This is a genomic window from Streptomyces sp. NBC_01549 (assembly GCF_026339955.1).
GTDB lineage: Bacteria > Actinomycetota > Actinomycetes > Streptomycetales > Streptomycetaceae > Streptomyces.
In genome coordinates, this window is sequence record NZ_JAPEPW010000002.1 from 1617100 (window position 1) to 1635101 (window position 18002).

Sequence of the window (18002 nt, forward strand, 5' to 3'; positions counted from 1 at the left end):
ATCCAATAAGTGGGCTGATCGGCCCAACTGGACGCGCGCGCGAACAGAAGTGGGCGGGTATGGCCACCGATGAACCTATGAGCGCACAATCGATGGCACGGAACAGGGTGGCACGTTGAGTATGCGACAGATGGCGCGAACGCGGTGCGGCGCGATGACGGCGGCGCTGCTGACCGTCGCCGCGGCGGGCTCTCTGATGACGGGCTGTTCCTCGGGCAGGAGCGTCGGCGACGACGGACGCCCCCCGGCGCCGAGCCGCAGCCAAGTGAAGGAGACGGGTCCGGCCCAGAGCCCCTCCAGTACCGCTCACGCCGGTCCCGTGCTTGCTGTGAAGATCGACAACGTGGGTGCGGCGCGCCCTCAGACGGGTCTCGACGCGGCGGACGTCGTCTACGCGGAACAGGTCGAGGGCGGTCTGAGCCGACTGATGGCCATCTACGCGAGCGAGCTGCCCAAGGCCGTCGGGCCGGTGCGCAGTGCGCGCGAGTCGGACCTGGAGCTGCTGCGCCAGTTCGACGAGCCGACGCTCGCCTTCTCGGGTGCCCAGCACAAGCTGCTGCCGGTCATCGACAAGGCACCCCTGCACGCGGTGTCGGCCGATCAGGGCTCCAGCGCGTACTACCGCAGTGCCTCCAAGGTCGCCCCCCACAACCTCTTTGTGCACCCGAAGCAGCTCATGCGCTCCGCGCCGGGAGCCGCCGCCCTCACCACCGGGTTCCACTTCGGTGCCGCCCCGGCGGGCGGCAGCCCGGAGACCTCCCGCACGGTGCGCTTCCCCGCGGCCCGCTTCACCTTCACCTGGTCGGCGAGCAAGCACCGCTGGCTGGTGTCGATGGACGGGACGCCGACGGTGACGACGGACGGGAAACGGGTGGCGCCCGCGACCGTCGTCGTGCAGTACGTGAAGGTGCGCGACTCCAAGTACCACGACGTCCTCGGCAACAACACGCCGTACACGGAGACGGTGGGCTCGGGGACGGCGAAGGTACTGCGCGACGGCAAGGTCTTCGACGTCGACTGGAAGCGCCCGACCGCCACCGACGGCACGGACTTCACGACTGCCGACGGTTCGCCGATGAACTTCGCGAAGGGGCAGGTGTGGGTGGTCTTCGCCAAGGCATGACGACGTGACCGTGATGACGAAGCCGTGACGGTCCTGCCGACGAAGCCATGACCGCGGCGGGCGAACGGGAGCTGTCGGGCTCATCGGGCGGCGGGGACTACCCGATGACCACCACTCGTGCCCACGCGGGCGGCGAGTCCGGTACGTAGTCGGGGTCGTCCTCGTCCTGCGCCCCGGCCGCCCGCTCCCGGGGGAACAGACCGACCACCGTCCGGCACGGTGGTCGGTCGGGCCAGGGCGTCTGCCCGTCCGTCAGGACCACGACGACGTCCGGTCGGGGCTGCGCTCGGAGCGCCTTGGCGAAGCCCGTGCGCAGATCCGTACCCCCACCGCCCATCAGCGGTATCCCCTCGGCACGGCACAGCGGGTGCGCGATCGGGGCCGCCGCGTCGCAGGGCACCACGGTGACCAGGTCGCGGCGGCCGCCTACGGCGCGGGAGATGGCGGTGACCTCGAGGAGTGCGCTGCCCAGTTCGGCGTCACTGACCGACCCGGAGGTGTCGATGACCACGCAGACCCGCGGCGGCCTTCGCCGCAGGCTCGGCAGCACGGTGCCGGGCACCCCGGCCGAGCGCCGCGACGGCCGGCCGTACGTGTAGTCCTCCCCCACGCCGGAGGCCGAGGCCGCCGAGCGAACCGCCGCGCCCAGCAACTCGCGCCACGGCTGTGGCGGATGGAACGCGTCCTCCGCCCACCGCCGCCACCCGTTCGGAGTGTCCCCCGGACGGGCCGTGATGCCCTGCGCCACCCGGAACCGGACCGCGTCCCGTTCCTGTGGGCTGAGGCCGTGCGCGCCGTCCGGGCCGAGGTCCCACTCCCGTTCGAGTCCGTCGGCGCCGCTTCCGCAGTCCAGCCAGGCCAGGCTCTGGGTGAGCGCCCCGAGGCGGAACTGGCGCAGGTAGTCCTCCATGAGCTGTCCCTCCGGCAGCTTCAAGAACCCTGGCGTGACGACGCCTTCGGGCCGGAGCAGTCCGTCGCCGAACGCGTCGTCGTTGATCTCGCAGTCCGCGGCGATGTTCATCCGCAGCCGTTCCCCCGGGCCGGTCAGTCCGCGCTCCCGCGCGACCCTGTCGCCGCGCCCGTGATGGTCGCGCAGAAGGTGCGACACCTCGTGCACCCACACCCCGGCCAGTTCCTCCACCAGGGTCCGGTCCACGAAAGCCGGCGAGACGTAGCAGCGCCAGTGCCGGTCGACGGCCATCGTCGGTACACGCCGCGACTCCACGGTGTGCAGGGCGAACAGCGCCGTGGCCAGGTAGGGCCGGACCCGGGCGGCGTGCAGTCGGGCGGCGAAGAGCTTGTCGCGGTCCAGCGTCCCCGGTGCGGACGCGGGCGCCGTCATCGGCCAGCCTTCACCGCGGCCGCGGTCCGAGCCGCCGCCTGGTCCGCCCGCCGGGACAGGGACACCGCTCCGGCGAGCCGCTCGATCGCCGCCGGAACATCCCAGTCCTCCTGGCGCAGCGAGGCGAGTGTGGTCGCGGGGACGACCACCAGGTCCGGGGCTCCGGTCTCCAGCGCCCGCACCAGGAGCGCCCATGCCGCGTCCCAGCGGGACTTCTCCGGGCGCCCGCGGACCGCGGCCACCACACCGTCGAGCACTGCTTGCCGGAGGTCCCCTCGCTCGGGCAGCTCGGCACCCGCCGGGTCGGCGAGAAGCGTCTCGGGGTCCGGGAGGTCCATCCGGTCCAGGCTTGCCAGCAGTTCCAGCCCAGGACCGTCCCCCACTGTGCCCCTGACCAGCAGGGAAAGCACTTCCCGGGAGGAGCCGGCCGCAGTGGCGAAGGCGACGAGGCCCAAGGTCATCTCCCAGCTTCGGGGCGACGGCCAGGGACCGCCCCGGCGCGTCTCGTTGCTGGGCAGCCGGTGCACGAGCCCAGGGCGGGCGGAGAGCAGCCCGCACACCGCGCGGCGTGCGAAGTCCACGGCCTGCGGCAACCGCTCCGGGTCGAGCCGGGGCAGTGTCGCCCGCGGCCATGTTCCGCCGAGGCCGCGTACCACGACCTCGTGGTCGTGGGTCCACTGAAGATGGACGAACCGGTTGGCGAGCGGCGGGCTCAGCTCCCAGCCGTCGGCGGCCGAGGACCGCGGATTGGCGGCAGCCACGATCCGGACCTCGGGCGGCAGCCGCAGGGCGCCGATGCGCCGCTCCAGGACGAGGCGGAGCAGGGCGGCTTGGACGGCCGGTGGGGCGGTGGACAGCTCGTCCAGGAACAGCAGCCCCCGGCCCGCCCGTACCAGTCGCACGGCCCAGTCCGGCGGAGCCATCGGGACGCCCTGCTGCGCGGGATCGTCTCCGACGATGGGCAGTCCCGAGAAGTCGGACGGCTCGTGCACGCTGGCGATGACGGTGGTCAGCGGAAGGTCCAGGGCCGCGGCGAGCTGTGTCAGGGCCGCGGTCTTGCCGATCCCCGGCTCACCCCACAGCAGCACGGGCAGGTCGGCGGCCACGGCCAGTGTCAGTGCCTCCAGCTGAATGTCGGGGCGCGGTTCGGTGGTGGCGTCACGCAGCAGCGCCAGCAACGCGCCGGCGACGTCCATCTGAGAGGCGTGGACCGGGTCGGAAGGGGTGTCGGTCACGACGAACGGGGTACATGTGGGCATATTTCATCACCTTTGGGTCGTGGTGGAACGAGTGAGTGAGGGCTTGGTGGGTGCTCAAGGGGTACTTGATGGGTGCATGAGGGCCGGGTGGGCGCGGGGGTCGGCCGGGCGGGCGTGGAGTCGGAGGTCTCCGGGTCAGCGGCCGGTCGTGTGGCGCGGGTGCGAGCGGTGCCCTCGGGGGCGGTCGGTACCTGGGCGCAGTCGGCCGGATCGCGGGCCTGGGCCGGTCATGCCCGCCCTGAACAGTCCGTAGGTGATCCGCCGCAGCGCGGCCGCCTCCAGTTCGTCCCGTAGAGGGCCGCCGCGCAGCACCGCGCCGGGACCCAGCAGGCCCTCGACGACGTCCAGCGCACCGGCGGTGTCCCCGTGGATCAGCCGTTCGCGGACACCGGTGAGGCAGTCCGGACGCCGGTGGGCCTCATCGATGGCCCGCAGGCAGGGAAGCGGCGTACCGGTCAGTGCGACCAGCAGTTCCTCCCGGTGGATCTCGGCCGGGTCGTGGTCCAGCGGCGCCAGTACCCCGTCGACCAGGCCGATACGGTGCTGGGCTCCCCGGCACTCCACGAGGTGCGGCTGCCCGGCCCGGTCCGGTGTCCGGGAGGCACCGGTCGGGACATGCTCCGGCCCCCGGGAGGAATCGGTCGGCGAATGATCCGGCACCAGCGCCGAGGCGACCAGCGGATGCAGCCGATCGACCTCGATCGAACCGGTGCGGATCAGTTCCAGGTCGGGCAGCCGCCAGGTGGCCGCGTCGGGCAGGACGGGCAGCGCGGAGACGCTGCCGTCCGTGGGCGCCGCCGCGACCCGCACACCCGGTGGCCCGACGCCGTCCCTTTCCACGACCACGTCCAGCACCAGCCGGTCCCGGGCCCCGAGCCGCACGGCGACGGTACCGGTCGTCCGCCCCTCGGCGCGGAGCAGAATCCCCGCCTCGGCCGCCCAACGGTCCACGGCACATCCGCGCCCTCGCGGCACGATCCCCAGCGGATCCGGATTCTCGGGGCGGCCGTCGGCGGCCAGCCGACCGGCCCCGGACCGCGGCCGCAGCTCATCGGTCCTGCGCGCGTCCCACAGATGGCGGTGCAGGTCGAGGCGGAACCGACGGCTGGGACGGGGGTGCGGATACCGGCGGACACCGGCCCCGAAGGGGGAGGGGTCGTGAAAGCGGTCGTGAGATCCGTCGCGGAGTCCATCGTGCGGTCCGGCCCACAGGGCGAGGCTGATCCGCTGGCCGCCGTCCGCCCAGGCCGGAGGAGTGCGGACCACGAGGTGCACCGGGCCTACGTCGTCACGCCCTTGGGCGTCGTACCGAGCCAGGGCGATGGTCAGACCCGGGCGCAGCAGCCCGTGCGGAGCGATCCTCGGCATGTGCCAGCGCAGCAGGTCGGGAGCCAGATGGCGGAGATCGGCCCGGACTCGAGCGGCGAGGTCGTGGCCGTAAGTACGCGCCACGGAACGCAGGTTGAGATCGACGTCGATGCCTGCGGCGGCGCACGCCCCCGCCCAGTCCCCGGCAAGGCGGCGGGCGGTCGCAGTCTCGATCATGGAGGGCGGCACGGCGAACTCTCGCACGGGCAGCCAGAAGGAAAGGCGGGAATCCCCATTCGCGGTCTGAGTGAGCATCAGCACTCACCTTGCGCGGACGGGACCCCCATTCTGCCGACAGAGTGAGTCATCATCGCGCGGAGCCTAGCGCTCCTGACCGTGATCTGTCAGATGTTTTCGCCTGGCGTCGTCTCCTGAAGGGACGCCTGGCGTTGCGTGGTGAGGGGTTCCGTCGGGTTGCGCAGCCCCTCCGCGGCGTCCGAGACACGCTGGATGAGGTCGAAGAAGACGGTCCGCTCCTCGGCGGAGAGCGGGGCCAGGAAGACCTGGTTCATCCGCGCCGTGCGCACGGTCAGCTTGCGGTGCGTACGCATCCCCTCGTCGGTGAGGCGCAGCAGGAAGCGGCGGCCGTCCTGCGGGTCGCGCACCTTGTCGAGCAGGCCCCGGCGACTGAGCCGGCTGATGACCTCGGCGATGGTCGACCGGTCCAGGCCCACCCGCTCCCCCACCGTGCGCTGATCCAGTCCCGGCTCCGCGACCAGCGCGTTCAGGACCGCGAACTGCGGCGAGGTGATCTCCTCGGAGACCATCGTGTTCCACAGCAGATAGTGCGCCTGCTGGAGTCGCCGGGCGAGGTGCCCGGGGTGGGTGGTGAGGTCCACCGCGGCCATGTGCGCTCCCCCTGGATGAGTTCGTCATTTCGTTTGTGCACTGAACAATACCGCGCAGCGCCGGAATGCGTACCCATCCACTCCAGGCCGCCCATCTGCGGTTTCATCGGAGGGCTTGACGGCCCTGGCCGCTGGTGGCAGCGTGAGGGAGACCTCGCAGAAATAATCAGTGCCCTGAGTAATTGAGGGTCTGGACGCTTGGAAGAGATGGGGCTTCACGGATGGACAAGGTGGTCGCCACAGCCCTGGAGGCGGTGGCCGATGTGCCGGACGGCGCGACCCTCGCGGTCGGTGGTTTCGGGCTGAGCGGTGTGCCGAACGTACTGATCGAGGCGCTGTACGAGCGCGGGGTCGGCGGTCTGGGCGTGGTGTCCAACAACTGCGGGGCGATGGAGTCCGGACTCGCGGTGCTGCTGTCCGCCGGGCGGATCGGGCGGGTGACCGGCTCCTACATCGGGGCGAACAAGGAGTTCGCGCGGCAGTATCTGGCCGGTGAGCTGGAGGTGGAGCTGATCCCGCAGGGCACGCTCGCGGAGCGGTTGCGGGCGGGCGGCGCCGGGATCCCGGCGTTCTACACCCCGGCGGGGGTGGGCACCCAGGTCGCGGACGGCGGGCTGCCCTGGCGCTACGACGGCTCCGGCGGGGTCGCGCTCGCGTCACCGCCGAAGGAGGTACGCGACTTCGACGGCACCGAGTACGTGCTGGAGCGCAGCATCCGCACCGACTTCGCGCTGGTGCGGGCCGCGAAGGGCGACCGGCACGGCAACCTCGTCTTCAACAAGTCGACCCGGAACTTCAACCCCCTCGCCGCGATGGCCGGGCGGGTGACGATCGCCGAGGTGGAGGAGCTGGTCGAGCCCGGCGCGATCGATCCGGACGCGGTGCATCTGCCGGGGATCTTCGTGCAGCGGGTGGTGGCTCTCACGCCGGAACAGGCAGCAGACAAGCGGATCGAGCAGCGGACGGTGAGCAGCTGATGGCGTGGACGCGTGAGGAGATGGCGGCCCGTGCGGCCCGCGAACTCCAGGACGGGCAGTACGTCAATCTCGGCATCGGGCTGCCGACCCTGATCCCCAACTACCTGCCGCCCGGCGTCGAGGTGATCCTCGAATCCGAGAACGGGATCCTGGGCACCGGCCCGTATCCCACCGAGGAGCAGGTCGACCCGGACCTCATCAACGCCGGCAAGGAGACCGTGACGGTCCTGCCGGGTGCCTCCTTCTTCGACTCGGCGCTGTCGTTCTCGATGATCCGCGGCGGCCACATCGATGTGGCCGTGCTCGGCGCCATGCAGGTCTCCGCGGGCGGTGACCTGGCCAACTGGGCCATCCCCGGGAAGATGATCACCGGGATCGGCGGGGCGATGGACCTCGTGCACGGCGCCCGCACCGTCATCGTCGTCATGACCCACACCGCCAAGGACGGCGCGGCGAAGATCCTCCAGGACTGCGCGCTGCCGCTCACCGGCAAAGCGTGCGTCAACCGGATCATCACCGACCTCGGCGTCCTCGACATCACCGACGATGGACTGGAACTGGTCGAGTGCGCGCCCGGCGTCACGGTCGGGGAGATCGTCGCCAAGACCGCAGCCAAGATCCGCATCCCGGAGGAGATCCAGCCGTGAAGGACGTCTATGTCGTCGATGCGGTCCGCACCCCGATCGGCCGCTACAACGGGGCGCTGGCCTCCGTCCGCCCGGACGACCTCGCCGCGCACGCGATCCGCGAACTCCTCGCCCGTACCCCGGACCTGGACCCCGCCCGGATCGAGGACGTCTACCTCGGCAACGCCAACGGCGCCGGTGAGGAGAACCGCAACGTCGCCCGCATGGCGGCCCTGCTCGCCGGTCTGCCCACCTCCGTACCCGGGGTGAGCGTCAACCGGCTCTGTGCCTCTGGACTCGAAGCCGTCATCCAGGCCGCCCGCGCCATCGCCGTCGGCGACGCCCACATCGCCCTGGCCGGCGGCGTCGAGTCGATGACCCGCGCCCCCTACGTCCTGCCCAAGAACGACCGGCCCTTCCCCGCCGGACACACCGAGCTGTACTCCACCACCCTCGGCTGGCGCATGGTCAACCCGAAGATGGACCCCCAGTGGACCATCCCGCTCGGCGAGTCCGCCGAACTCATCGCCGACAAGCACAAGATCAGCCGCGAACAGCAGGACGAGTTCGCCCTCAGCAGCCACCAAAAGGCCGCCCAGGCACACAACGACGGCCTGTTCGACGCCGAGATCACCCCCGTGCCGGTCCCGCAGCGCAAGGGCGACCCGGTGCTCTTCACCGCCGACGAATCCGTCCGCCCCGACACCTCCCCCACCGCCATGGCCAGACTCAAGCCGTCCTTCCGTACCGAGAACGGCACCGTGACCGCGGGCAACGCGTCGCCGTTGAACGACGGCGCCGCCGCCCTCCTCCTCACCGACGAGGAAGGCCTCAAGGCCACCGGCCGCGAGCCGCTCGCCCGCGTCTCGGCCACCGGTGTCTCCGCGATCGACCCGCAGTACTTCGGTCTCGCCCCCGTAGAGGCCGTCAACCGGGCCCTCGCCAAGGCGGGCAAGAGCTTCGACGACCTGTCCGTCCTGGAGCTGAACGAGGCTTTCGCCGCGCAGGTCCTCGGCTGCCTCGCCGAATGGCCCGAGTTCGACCCCGCGATCCTCAACCCGCGGGGCGGCGCGATCGCCCTCGGTCACCCCCTGGGCGCCTCCGGCGCCCGCCTCGCCGGCACCGTCGCCCACCAACTCGCCCGCAAGGGCAGCGGAGTCGGCATCGCCACCCTCTGCATCGGCGTCGGCCAGGGCCTCGCCCTCGTCCTCGAACGATAGGAAGTCGACCATGGCCCTCACTCAGTCGGACATCGACGTCGAGATCAAGGATCTCCGGGACGCGTACGACAAGGCGGTCGCCGGCGGAGCGCCGGTTCGAAACCACCCGTCACGCGACTACCCCCCGTACCGCAGTTCCCTGCTGCGCCACCCCAAGCAGCCGCTGGTCGCCGTCGACGGCGGCGACCCGGAGACGGTCGAGCTGTCGGGTCCGGTGTTCGGCGTCACCGACATCACCGAGCACGACAGCGACCTGACCATCCAGCACCGGGGCGAGCCGATCGGCGAGCGCATGACCGTCTCGGGCCGGCTGCTCGACCGCGACGGACGTCCCGTACGCGGTCAGCTCATCGAGATCTGGCAGGCCAACGCCGCCGGTCGGTACGCCCATCTGCGCGAGCAGCACCCGGCGCCGCTGGACCCCAACTTCACCGGTGTCGGCCGGACTCTGACGGATGATCAGGGCCGGTACAGATTCACCACGATCAAGCCGGGCCCGTACCCGTGGGGCAACCACATGAACGCGTGGCGGCCCGCACACATCCACTTCTCGGTCTTCGGTACGGCGTTCACCCAGCGGCTGATCACGCAGATGTACTTCCCGAGCGACCCGCTGTTCCGCTACGACCCGATCCTGCAGTCCGTGACGGACCAGGCGGCCCGCGACCGTCTGATAGCCACCTACCAGCACGATCTCTCCCAGCCCGAGTTCTCCATGGGGTACGAGTGGGACATCGTCCTCGACGGTCCCTCCGCCACCTGGATCGAGGAAGGCCGCCCCGCATGAGCGAGCGACTGCTCCCCACCCCCTCCCACACCATCGGCCCCTTCTACGGCCACGCGCTGCCCTTTCCCGGCGGCGGCGAGGTCGCGCCGCAGGGGCACTCCGAGGCGATCACCCTGCACGGGTACGTGTTCGACGGCGCGGGCAACGTGATCCCGGACGCCCTCCTGGACTTCTGGCAGGCCGCGCCCGACGGCTCCCTCAACGGTGCCCCCGGTTCGATGCGCCGCGACCCGTCGACGGGCGGTTTCCTCGGCCGTAACGGCGTCGACTTCACGGGCTTCGGCCGGGTCGCCACGGACGCCGACGGCCAGTACGCGCTGCGCACCCTGCCGCCCGGCAATGCCGGGCTTCCGTACATCAGCGTGTGTGTGTTCGCGCGCGGTCTGGTGCATCACCTCTTCACCCGCGCGTACCTCACCGACGGTGCCGACCCGCTGCTCGACTCGCTCCCGGCCGACCGGCGCGCCACGCTGATCGCGGCCGAGGGCACGAACCGGACGTACCGTTTCGACATCCGCCTTCAGGGCGAAGGCGAAACGGTCTTCCTGGAGTTCCAGTGACAGCTGCCGACCCGGTCCGTCCCGAGTCCGACGCGGACGCCGGGCTGCTCGCCCCCGGGTGGGCGGGCTCCCCCGCGGCGTCGGCGACCTCGGACGGCGCGTTTCTGGGGGCGCTCCTCGACGCCGAGACGGCGCTGGCCCGTGCTCAGGCGGGACTCGGGCTCGCCCCGGCCGCGGCGGCGTCGGCGGTGTCCGCCGTCGCCGCGACGGACCTCGACATCCGGTCGATCGCGCTGCGCTCCCGAGGGGGCGGCAATCCGGTGATTCCGCTGGTCGCGGATCTGACGGCGGCGGTCGGCGAGGAGTACGGGCCGTATGTCCACCGGGGCGCGACCAGCCAGGACATCCTGGACACGGCGCTGATGCTGGTCGCCCGCCGCACACTGGAGCTGGTCCTGGCGGACCTGGAGCGGACGGCGCGAGCGCTGGGCCGGCTCGCCGCCGCGCACCGGGACACGGTGATGCCGGGCCGGACCCTCACGCAGCACGCCGTGCCGACGACCTTCGGGCTGAAGGCGGCGGGGTGGCGGTCGCTCGTGCTGGACGCGCGGGACCGGCTCGACGATCTCCGCCTCCCCGCCCAACTGGGCGGCGCCGCCGGGACGTTGGCCGCCTTCACGGCGTTCGGCACCGAGGATCCGGGCGCGCTCGTGGCGGCGTACGCCGGTGAACTCGGGCTCCCGAAACCGATGTTGCCCTGGCACACCCTGCGGACACCGATCGCCGACCTGGCCGGTGGACTGGCCTTCACGGCCGGGGCCCTCGGCAAGATGGCGGCCGACGCGCTCACTCTCTCCCGCACGGAGATCGCCGAGGTCTCGGAGGGGAGCGGTGGCGGGTCGTCCGCCATGCCGCACAAGGCCAACCCGGTGGCGGCCACCGTGATCGCCGCCTCCGCCCGGCGCGCGCCGGGGCTCGCCGCCACGCTCTACGCGTCGATGGTCGCCGAGGACGAGCGGCCGGCCGGTGCCTGGCACGCCGAGTGGGAGCCATTGCGCGAGCTGCTGCGGCTGGTCGGAGGCACCGCCCACCACGCCGTCGAGTTGGTCGAAGGGCTCCGGGTGAACGCGGACGCCATGCGCGAACACCTCGGTCTCACCCATGGGTTGATCATCTCCGAGCGCCTGGCCGTCGAACTCGCTCCGGTGCTCGGGCGGGCCCGCGCCAAGGAGTTGCTGACCCGGGCCGCCGAGCGGGCCGTCACCGAGAACCGGCCCCTCGTGGACGTACTCGGCGAGGAGCCGGAGCTCAAGGATCTCGACCTCGTGGACCTCACCGACCCCACCCGCTACACGGGCTCCGCGGGAGCCCTCACCGACCGTGCTCTGGAGCGAACGTGACCCGCAAACTGCTCAACCACCTCGTCGAGGGCCCCGGGACCGCTCCCGCCCTGCTCCTGGGACCCTCGCTCGGTACGTCCTACGCCCTGTGGGACCAGGTCGCGCCCGAGCTGTCCGTCACCCACCGGGTGGTTCGCTGGGATCTGCCCGGGCACGGGGGGTCGGCGCCGGACCTGATCGGACCGGGGGCCACCGTCGGCGACCTCGCCGCCCTGGTCCTCGACCTCGCCGACTCGCTCGGCATCGACCGTTTCGCCTGTGCGGGCGTCTCGCTCGGCGGCGCGGTCGGTCTGTACCTCGCCGTCCACCACCCGGAGCGTGTGTCGTCCCTCGCCGTGATCTGCTCCTCGGCGCACTTCAACGGCTCCAAGCCGTGGCAGGAGCGTGCGCAGCTGGTACGCCGGGAGGGGCTTACCGCGCTCGCCGAGAACGCGAACTCCCGTTGGTTCACGGCGGGTTTCACCGTGCCGCGGTTGGTCGAGGACCACCGGAACGCGGACCCGGAGGCGTACGCCGCCTGCTGTGACGCGCTCGCCGCCTTCGACCTCCGCGACCGGCTCCCCGAGATCTCCGCGCCCACCCTGCTGATCGCGGGCCGCCAGGACCCGGCGACGCCGCCCGCCCATCTGCGGGAGATCGCGGACGCGGTGGCGAGCGCCACGCTCGTCGAGCTCCCGGGAGCCTCGCACCTCGCGCCCGCCCAGTGTCCGGCGGCGGTCCTGACCGCACTGCGGGCCCACTTCGGCGGGGGCGCCAAGCGGGGCATGGAGGTGCGCCGCGAGGTGCTGGGCGATGCCCACGTGGACCGGGCGCAGGCCCGGCAGACCCCCTTCACCGCCCGCTTCCAGGACTTCATCTCGCGCTACGCCTGGGGCGAGATCTGGACCGACCCGACGCTCTCACGCCGCGAACGCAGCATGATCACCCTGACCGCGCTGGTCGCGCACGGTCACTACGACGAGCTGGCCATGCACGTCCGGGCCGCGCGGCGAGGCGGGCTGACGCCGGAGGAGATCGGCGCCGTACTGCTGCAGACGGCCGTGTACTGCGGTGTCCCAGCGGCGAACTCGGCGTTCGCGACGGCTCAGCGGGTGCTCGCCGAGGAGGAAGGAGACGACGGTGCCACAGGCTGAGCCTGCCCGTCCGCCGCGGACACCTCGTCCTCGCGCCCGGCCTGGCGACTACCTCAGCCCTCTCCCCGTCGCCAGGACCTCCTCCGCCCTCGCCACCAGTCCGTCCGCCCCGCACGAGCGCGCCAGCGTCAGGCCCTTGCCCAGCTCCGAGACCGAGCGCGCCGCGATGCCGTACTCGACGCGGGCCGCCGCGTGTTCGTACTGGCAGGGCGAGGCCTCCAGGTAGGTGACGGCCTGGGCGGCCAGGCGCACCGCGCGCTGGCCCGATTCGAGGGCCGCCGCGCAGCGCAGGGCCTCGCCGATCGCCGTGTCCGTGCCGAAGCGCTCCGCCTGGCGGCGGGCGTCGGTGGCCAGCGCGGCGGCGCGGGCCGGGTCGTCCGAGGCGAGCGCGCGGGCGAGGTCGAACGCCCAGGGCGCCATCACCGTGTTGTGGTGGCCGCGCGCGGCGGCGGCCTTCTCGGCTGCCTCGAGTTCGTTGATGCCGTCCTTGACGCGGCCGACGGCGAGCAGCAGCCGGCCGCGTACGGAACGGGTGTCGGGCAGCACGATGGTGGACGGGTACGGCGGTTCGAAGTCGTACTGCTCGGCGATCGCCCAGGCCTCCTGGACATCGCCGCGGGCGAGCAGCGTGTCGACGAGGCCGCAGGTGGCCGACCAGTAGAGGGGCAGCCCACGCCCGACCCGCTCGGCGATGCGCAGCGACTCGCGCAGGGCGGTCTCGGCGTCCCTGAGGCGGCCCCGCCTGCGGTGGGCGAGACCGAGGAAGGCGTGTGCCAGGGCGAGGTGGCCGCCGCTCCATCCGGCGCTCGTGTATGAGCGCAGCGCCTCGGAGAAGAGACTCTCGGCCCGGTCGAGCCGGTCCGCGTAGGCGTACGAACTGCCCAGCATCATGAGGAGTTCGATGCCCCACTCGGTGTCGGTCCAGCCGAGTCCGGGCGCGAGGCGGCCGTTGACGAGGGCGCGGTCGCAGAGTTCCACGACCTCCTCGGCGCTCTCGCCCCGGGTCATCGCGTCGAAGCCGCGCAGTATCAGCAGAGCGCGCTCGGAGTTGTCGCGTCCGGTACAGGTCTTGACGAGTTCGGCGAGGCTCCTGGAGCGTCCCGGGACGTGGTTCTCGCCCGCGTGGATGCCCTCCCACATGTAGTGGACGGCCTGCAGTCGCATCCGGGCGGGGCCCGGGTCGAGGCGGGCGGTCTCGGTGTCGACCGTGCGGACGGCCTCGTCCAGCTGGTCGTTGTGGACCAGGGCCTGGGAGAGGCGGAAGACGGCGTCCACGCGCAGATCGCCGTCGAGGCCGGACTGGTCGAGCGCGGTGCGCAGATGGTTGATCGTGGTGGCGGGAGCGGTCAGGAGGGTGGCGCAGCCCAGTTCGTAGAGCACGCGCGCGTGGACCTCCGGAAGCGGGGGTTCCGCGAGGGCGCGCTCCAGGCAGCGCCTGGCCGCGGCGGGCGCGCCGACGGCGAGGTGTTCGCGGGCGGCGTCGCGCATCTGGTCGACGAGTTCGGGGTCGTCGTCCGGGTGTACTTCGAGGAGGTGGCGGGAGGCGGCAGCGGCTCCGCGCCCCGATTCGGTGACCGCCCAGGCGGCCTGGCCGTGCATCGCGGTGCGCAGCGCGTCGGGGATCGAGCGGTAGACGGCACTGGCGATGAGGGGGTGTACGAACTCCAGGTCCCCGCCGCCGCTCAGTTCACGGCTCGCCGGTCCGGTCGTGGTGAGGATGCGGGCCGCGCCGAGCAGTTCGGCGCAGTGCACGGCCTCGTCGTGCTGCATCCCCGCGAGTTGGGCGGCGAGGTCGAGGCCGATGCCGGTGCCGAGGATCGCGGCCGCCCAGGCGAAGCGGGTGGCGTCGATGCCGAGCCCTTCGAGGCGGGCGACGAGTCCACGGCCGCGTGCCGAGCGGTTCAGGGCGCGCAGCTCGGCGGCCGCGTTCTCGACCGGTTCCAGCTCGCTGTCCTGCACCTTGGCGAGGAGTTCGACGGTCTCGTACGGGTTGCCGCCGGTGACCGCCCACACCTCGCGGCAGAACGGGGCGTCCGCGTGCTCCCCGAGCGTGGCGCGGGTCAGTCCGGCGGTGGCGTCGGGGGTCAGCGCGCTGAGTGTGACGACCGGGCGGGCCCCGGCGGCGACGGCCTCGAGCTGCCGGGCGCGTTCGCCGCTGACGTCACCCGGCCTGCGGGCGACCACGACGAGGACGGGCAGGTCGTCGAGGCGCTCGGCGAACGCGGCCAGCCACTGCAGGGTCTCCTGGTCGGCCCAGTGCGCGTCGTCGACGATCAGGACGAGAGGCCACTCGCGCTTGGCCAGCCGTCGTACCGCCGCGACCAGTCCGTCGCACACGCCCTGCGGGTCGGCCTGGCGGTCGCCCGGTTCGGCGATGCCGAGCGCGGGTCCCGCGATGTCGTACCAGTCGCCCAGGTATTCGCGGGCCTCTTCGGGCATCAGCGAGACGATGGCGGGCTGCAGGAGTTGCCGTATGACGTGGAAGGGAACGGAGGTGACGGTCTCGCCGCCGCGGGCCGACCACACCGTGCAGCCGTGGGCCTCCGCGATCCGGCGTGCCTCGGCGAGCAGCGCGGTCTTGCCGATGCCGGCCTCGCCGCTGAACACCAGCAGACTGCCGGAGGACGAGGAGTCCGCGCGCAGGACCTTGACCGCCTCCACGACATCCGCGATCTCCGTGTCGCGCTCCCACAGGGAGGACGAGGCGGCCGGTCCCGGCCGTGCCTCCGGCATGCCGCTACCTCCCCAGGTCGCCCGTACGACGTACAGACGTCGAGCCTAGCCGTCCGGAAGCCGATGCGGAGGCGGGTCGCTCACCTGTTGCCGGGACGGGTGACGGAAGGTGTGCGCGGGCGACGCGGTGGGGCGCCGACCGGCCGTGGTGAAAGTTGCGGACAGTCAAAAGCGATGAAAATGGCGCTAATTTTCCAAGGATGAGCGAGCAGGAGAAACCCATGAGTGCCCGCGTCCACGACTCCGTCCCGCGCGCCGCCCATCCGCCGCGCCCGAGGCGTGGGGCCTTGCTGGCCGGCTCGGTCGGCAACTTGATCGAGTGGTACGAGTTCGGGGTCTACGGCTACTTCGCGACCGTGATCGCGGCGCGGTTCTTCACCCCTGAGGGCGGCAGCGATGCCGAGGGGCTGGTGCGGACGTACGCGTCCTTCGCTCTGGCGTTCTTCTTCCGGCCGGTGGGCGCCGCGCTGTTCGGACGGCTGGGCGACCGGATCGGGCGCCGCCCGGTGCTGATCCTGGTGATCTCGCTGATGACGGCCGCCACGACGCTCATCGGCGCGCTGCCGACCTACGCCACGGCCGGCGCCCTCGCGCCGTGGCTGCTGACCTTCCTCCGGGCGGTCCAAGGTCTTTCCGCGGGTGGGGAGTTCGGGGGCGCGGTCTCGGTCATGACGGAGTTCGCGCCGCCGGGCAGGCGGGGGCTGTACGGGTCGTGGCAGTCGTTCACCGTGGCTCTGGGGCTGCTCGGTGGTGCGGGTGTCGCGGCGCTGTTGGCGACGGTGCTGAGCGAGGGGCAGTTGGGCGACTGGGGCTGGCGGTTGCCGTTCCTGCTGACACTGCCGCTGGGGCTGGTCGCGCTGTGGTTGCGGCTGCGGCTGGACGAGACGCCGGTCTTCCGGCACGAGAGAACGTGGGAGCGCCCGCCCGGACGCGAGGTCGCCCGGGCCGTCACCCTCGGGGCGGGGCGCGTGATGGGCTGGTCGGCGGCCGGATACACCTTCCTGGTCGTGCTCCCCTCGTACCTCCAGAGCGCCCTGCACACGGGCTTCCGGCAGGCGCTGCTCGCCACGGTCCTCGCCGACCTCGGCTTCGCGGCCACGATCGTCCCGGCGGGTCTGCTCAGCGACCGGATCGGGCGGCGCCCCGTGCTGCTCACCGGCGCGGGCCTGGTCGTGGTCCTGGCCGTTCCGCTGTTCAACCTCCTTCAGGACACGGGTAGTTCAAACGCGGTGAAGGGCGCCGCCGTGTTCGGGGCGGGTGCCGTCGTCGGGCTGATGGCGGGGCCGGGGCCCGCCATGCTCTCCGAGATGTTTCCCACGAGCGTCCGCCAATCCGGCCTGGGACTCGCCTACGCCCTGTCCAATGCCGTGTTCTCGGGCTGCGCCGGGCTCATCATCACCGAGACGATGAAACGAACCGGAAGCGTGGACATCCCCGCGTACTACGCGGCGGCGACGTGCGCCGTCAGTGCGCTCGCCCTGGCCACGCTGCCCGACAACCGAGGGAGTTGAGCACGTGCGGGTGATCGGCCTGATGTCCGGGACGTCGTACGACGCGATCGACGCGGCGGCGGCCGAGCTGACCCTCGAGGGCGAGGACCTCGCCCTGCGGCCGCTCGGGCTGGTCGGCGAGGCGTACGACGGCGAACTTCGCGAGGCGCTCGCGGCGGCGCTGCCCCCGGCGGCCACCACACTGGCCGAGGTGTGCCGCCTGGACACCCTGATCGGGCGGGCGTTCGCGGCGACCGCGGTCCGGGCCGACCGTGAACTGTGCGACGGCAGAGCCGAGTTGGTCGCCTCGCACGGGCAGACCGTCTACCACTGGGCCGAGGACGGCCGGGTGCACGGCACGCTCCAGCTCGGGCAGCCCGCGTGGATCGCCGAGGCGACCGGGCTGCCGGTGGTCGCCGACTTCCGTCCCCGGGACATCGCCGCCGGCGGTCAGGGCGCGCCCCTGGTGAGCCTGGTCGACCTGCTGTGGCTGCGCGGCAGGGCGGGGACACCGGTGGCGCTGAACCTCGGCGGCATCGCCAACCTCACCGCGCCGGACGGCACCGCCTTCGACACCGGGCCCGGGTGCGCCCTCGTCGACGCGGCCGTGCAGGGGCTGACCGGCGGCCGTCTGCGCTATGACGCGGACGGCGCCCTCGCCGTCCGCGGGACCGTGCACGAGCCGTTGCTGAAGCGCCTGCTCACGGAGCCGTACTACGCGCTGCCCGCGCCCAAGACCACCGGCAAGGAGCTCTTCCACCTCGGTCATCTGCGCGACGCGCTGACCGGCTTCGGCACGCTCACCGCCGAGGACGTCATCGCGACCCTCACCCGGCTCACCGCCCGTACGGTCGCCGACGCGGTGCGCTCGGTGGGTGCCACGGAGGTGATCGCGTCCGGCGGCGGCACCCGCAATCCGGCGCTGATGGCGATGCTGGACGCGGAGTTGCCGGGAGTGGCCCTGCGCACCTCCGACGCGCTGGGCCTGCCCGCGGCCGCCAAGGAGGCGTACGCCTTCGCCGTGCTGGGTTTCCTGACCCTGCACGGTCTCGCGGGCACCGATCCGGTGAGCACCGGGGCCCGGCATCCGAGTGTGCTCGGCTCGATCACGCCGGGACGTGGCGGGCTGCGGCTGCCGCCGAGAGCGGGAGCGGCGCCGGTGCGACTGGTGGTGACATGACACTCGGTGGCGCTTT

The 18002-nt window shown here is 72.3% G+C and carries 15 protein-coding genes; 10 read left to right on the forward strand and 5 right to left on the reverse strand.

The features are described from left to right. The first annotated feature begins 130 nt into the window (after window positions 1-130). A complete protein-coding gene (locus OG819_RS42215) occupies window positions 131-1123 on the forward strand; it encodes a DUF3048 domain-containing protein (protein ID WP_266631960.1) in 993 nt (330 codons plus the stop codon). 97 nt (window positions 1124-1220) lie between these two features. Here the strand turns inward: OG819_RS42215 and OG819_RS42220 are convergent, their stop codons facing one another. The 4 genes from OG819_RS42220 to OG819_RS42235 all read right to left on the reverse strand — a co-directional run bounded on the left by OG819_RS42220 (window position 1221) and on the right by OG819_RS42235 (window position 5940). Further along, entirely contained in the window at window positions 1221-2465 is a 1245-nt protein-coding gene (locus OG819_RS42220; protein ID WP_266654464.1) for a VWA-like domain-containing protein, read from the reverse strand. Further along, window positions 2462-3724 carry an AAA family ATPase gene (locus OG819_RS42225; RefSeq protein ID WP_266631378.1) on the reverse strand — a complete coding sequence of 421 codons (1263 nt, stop codon included), beginning with the start codon at window positions 3722-3724 and terminating at the stop codon, window positions 2462-2464. Before OG819_RS42225 ends, OG819_RS42220 begins: the two co-directional genes overlap by 4 nt. 135 nt (window positions 3725-3859) lie before the next feature. After that, window positions 3860-5347, reverse strand: coding sequence for a hypothetical protein (locus tag OG819_RS42230; protein ID WP_266654466.1), 1488 nt, complete (start codon window positions 5345-5347; stop codon window positions 3860-3862). An 89-nt stretch (window positions 5348-5436) separates the two neighbouring features. Continuing rightward, window positions 5437-5940: a MarR family winged helix-turn-helix transcriptional regulator gene (locus OG819_RS42235; protein WP_266631375.1), complete on the reverse strand. Its 504-nt coding sequence runs from the start codon at window positions 5938-5940 to the stop codon at window positions 5437-5439. A 221-nt stretch (window positions 5941-6161) separates the two neighbouring features. On the opposite strand from OG819_RS42235, the gene OG819_RS42240 reads away from it, so the two are divergent. Genes OG819_RS42240 through pcaD form a run of 7 tightly spaced genes read left to right on the forward strand, consistent with a single transcriptional unit; the run spans window position 6162 to window position 12583 of the window. Then, window positions 6162-6917 (forward strand): CoA transferase subunit A, encoded by a 756-nt coding sequence (locus OG819_RS42240; RefSeq protein WP_266654468.1) that lies wholly within the window; start codon window positions 6162-6164, stop codon window positions 6915-6917. After that, window positions 6917-7564 carry a CoA transferase subunit B gene (locus OG819_RS42245; protein ID WP_266631371.1) on the forward strand — a complete coding sequence of 216 codons (648 nt, stop codon included), beginning with the start codon at window positions 6917-6919 and terminating at the stop codon, window positions 7562-7564. Before OG819_RS42240 ends, OG819_RS42245 begins: the two co-directional genes overlap by 1 nt. Then, entirely contained in the window at window positions 7561-8763 is a 1203-nt protein-coding gene (locus tag OG819_RS42250) for a thiolase family protein (protein WP_266654470.1), read from the forward strand. The genes OG819_RS42245 and OG819_RS42250 overlap by 4 nt, the downstream gene beginning before the upstream one ends. A gap of 10 nt (window positions 8764-8773) precedes the next feature. Further along, window positions 8774-9550 (forward strand): protocatechuate 3,4-dioxygenase subunit beta, encoded by a 777-nt coding sequence (gene pcaH, locus OG819_RS42255; RefSeq protein WP_266588281.1) that lies wholly within the window; start codon window positions 8774-8776, stop codon window positions 9548-9550. Next, window positions 9547-10110 (forward strand): protocatechuate 3,4-dioxygenase subunit alpha, encoded by a 564-nt coding sequence (pcaG, locus tag OG819_RS42260; RefSeq protein WP_266631365.1) that lies wholly within the window; start codon window positions 9547-9549, stop codon window positions 10108-10110. Before pcaH ends, pcaG begins: the two co-directional genes overlap by 4 nt. After that, window positions 10107-11450 (forward strand): 3-carboxy-cis,cis-muconate cycloisomerase, encoded by a 1344-nt coding sequence (gene pcaB / locus OG819_RS42265; protein WP_266654472.1) that lies wholly within the window; start codon window positions 10107-10109, stop codon window positions 11448-11450. Before pcaG ends, pcaB begins: the two co-directional genes overlap by 4 nt. Beyond that, window positions 11447-12583, forward strand: a complete 1137-nt coding sequence (gene pcaD / locus OG819_RS42270) for a 3-oxoadipate enol-lactonase (RefSeq protein ID WP_266654474.1) — start codon at window positions 11447-11449, stop codon at window positions 12581-12583. Before pcaB ends, pcaD begins: the two co-directional genes overlap by 4 nt. 48 nt (window positions 12584-12631) lie before the next feature. On the opposite strand, the gene OG819_RS42275 is transcribed toward pcaD, so the two are convergent. Continuing rightward, window positions 12632-15316: an AAA family ATPase gene (locus OG819_RS42275; RefSeq protein WP_266654476.1), complete on the reverse strand. Its 2685-nt coding sequence runs from the start codon at window positions 15314-15316 to the stop codon at window positions 12632-12634. A gap of 221 nt (window positions 15317-15537) precedes the next feature. Here OG819_RS42275 and OG819_RS42280 point away from each other — a divergent pair, with 221 nt between their 5' ends. Then, window positions 15538-16827: an MFS transporter gene (locus OG819_RS42280; RefSeq protein ID WP_266654478.1), complete on the forward strand. Its 1290-nt coding sequence runs from the start codon at window positions 15538-15540 to the stop codon at window positions 16825-16827. A gap of 4 nt (window positions 16828-16831) precedes the next feature. After that, entirely contained in the window at window positions 16832-17986 is a 1155-nt protein-coding gene (locus OG819_RS42285) for an anhydro-N-acetylmuramic acid kinase (RefSeq protein WP_266654480.1), read from the forward strand. Window positions 17987-18002: the final 16 nt, after the last annotated feature.